The organism is Bradyrhizobium sp., from assembly GCF_016462955.1.
GTDB lineage: Bacteria > Pseudomonadota > Alphaproteobacteria > Rhizobiales > Xanthobacteraceae > Bradyrhizobium.
Genome location: NZ_JAEMSD010000152.1, coordinates 2,661 through 4,563, shown reverse-complemented (window position 1 = coordinate 4,563; position 1,903 = coordinate 2,661). Strand labels below are relative to the sequence as shown.

Annotated in this window: 3 protein-coding genes; all 3 read right to left on the bottom strand. The window is 64.6% G+C overall.

Translation table 11 applies throughout. The features are described 5' to 3' along the window. A partial coding sequence (locus JHD07_RS17245; protein WP_291624343.1) for a cache domain-containing protein occupies nucleotides 1-756 on the bottom strand: 756 nt, incomplete at its 3' end. Between the two features lie 175 nt (nucleotides 757-931). Continuing rightward, nucleotides 932-1,459: a cyclic pyranopterin monophosphate synthase MoaC gene (gene moaC, locus JHD07_RS17240; protein WP_291624341.1), complete on the bottom strand. Its 528-nt coding sequence runs from the start codon at nucleotides 1,457-1,459 to the stop codon at nucleotides 932-934. Nucleotide 1,460: 1 nt separating this feature from the next. Next, nucleotides 1,461-1,903: indole-3-glycerol phosphate synthase TrpC (locus tag JHD07_RS17235; protein WP_291624339.1), on the bottom strand; the 443-nt coding region annotated here is incomplete at its 5' end.

Below are 1,903 nucleotides of genomic sequence, written 5' to 3'. Positions count from 1 at the left end.
CTGATGCTCGAACGGGCCGGTCTTGAAGTTTCGTCCCATCAATTCTTGGGAATGCGGATAGCGGGCGAGCAACGTGCCGTCGCGATGCAGCATCGAGATCGTCGCGCCTTCGCCGAGCACGACGGAGGCGAAGAATTTCTCGAAGCTGGCCGGCTCGATCCCGCGTCCGACGACGCCGAGGAACTCGCCGTTTGGTGCCACGATCCTCCGGGCCACCAGAATGGTCCATGCGCCGGAGACGCGGCTGTGCAGCGGCTCGATCAGGACGTCGGGCGCATAGGGATCGTATTTGAAGGTGCGGAAATAGGCGCGATCGGCAACGTTCACCCTTGGGGCGGGCCATGCCGTCGATGAATTGATCAGATTGCCATCGGCATCGATGATGTTGACGCCGCCCATATAGGGCAGCGCGTCGATCTTCGATCGCAGCATCCGGTGGACGTCCTCGCCCGAGAGGTGCTTGCGGTAATCCCCGCCGCTCGTGATTCCGGCGGTGCGGACATGGTCGACGAAGTCCTTCTGGATGACCGCAAAATCCTGCAATTGCTGATCGAAATGATGGGCGAGCAGCAGTACGGCGTTTTCGAGCTCGCGGCCGGAGTTGCGCAGTGCCCGCTCCCGGAAGTTCTGCGCCATCAGGACCGAGCCGATGGCGATGGCCGCGATCAGCAGGGTGCCGCCCACCACCAGCCAGCGGATCGGTCCGCTGCGCACGAAGGCCTGGTCAAACAGACGACTGCCTAATTTCATCTTCATGCTGGATCATTGCCGCGCACACGTCAGGATCAATTCATGAGCCTGAGAACATCCGTTGGTTTACGGTGACGGTGTGGAGGTAAAGTTAGGAAGGGCGGTTAACGATGCATGAATGGTTGCGCGAAAAAGCAATCTATGTGCGCCGCGCGCAAGTGGGTCGGAAGGCAAGCGCGCTTCAGGCGCGATAATGGCCGGACTTGCCGCCGAGCTTCTCGACCAGATGGATGCCCTCGATACGAACGCCGCGCTCGACCGCCTTGATCATGTCGTAGATGGTGAGACAGGCGACCGAGACGGCCGTGAGTGCCTCCATCTCGACGCCGGTCGGGCCCGTGACCTTCACGCTGGCGCGGACGAGGCAGCCCGGCAATCTTGCGTCCGGCTCGATGTCGACCGTCACCTTCGACAGCGCGAGCGGGTGGCAGAGCGGGATCAGCTCGGAGGTGCGCTTGGCGGCCATGATTCCGGCGATGCGCGCCGTGCCGAGCACGTCGCCCTTCTTGGCGTTGCCGGATACGATCAGGTCGAGCGTTGCCCTGCTCATGACGACGCGGCCTTCCGCGACCGCAAGTCGCTCCGTCGCGGGCTTGTCCGAGACATCGACCATTCGCGCCTCGCCGGAGGCGCCGATATGGGTCAGGGCGGGACCGGTCTTGGTTTTCAAGAGCTTGGTCTTCGACGGCCTGGTCGTGGAGCGCGGCATGTCAGCGCGTGCCCGTCGCACGCGCCGGGGTCGTGCGCGCGAGCAGCGTCCGCGTCGCCGCGGTGACGTCGGCCTGCCGCATCAGGCTCTCGCCGACCAGGAAGGTCGACATGCCGACGCGCTCGAGCCGGGCGAGATCCTCGGGCGTGAAGATGCCGCTCTCGCCGACCATCAGCCGATCCGTAGGGATCAGCGGCGCGAGGGCCTCGCTGGTCGCGAGCGTGGTCTCGAAGGTCCGCAGATTGCGATTGTTGACCCCGATCATGGGCGAACGAAGCCGCAGCGCCCGGTCGAGCTCGGCGCGGTCGTGGATTTCGATCAGCACGTCCATGCCGTAGGCGATGGTGGCGTCTTCGATGTCCCTGGCGGCGGCATCGTCGAGCGCGGCCATGATGATCAGGATGCAGTCGGCGCCGAGCGCGCGGGCCTCGGCCACCTGATAGG

What these genes read in the sequence shown, in the direction of transcription:
- moaC (WP_291624341.1), bottom strand. Translation starts at nt 1,459, where the DNA reads ATGCCGCGCTCCACGACCAGGCCGTCGAAGACCAAGCTCTTGAAAACC.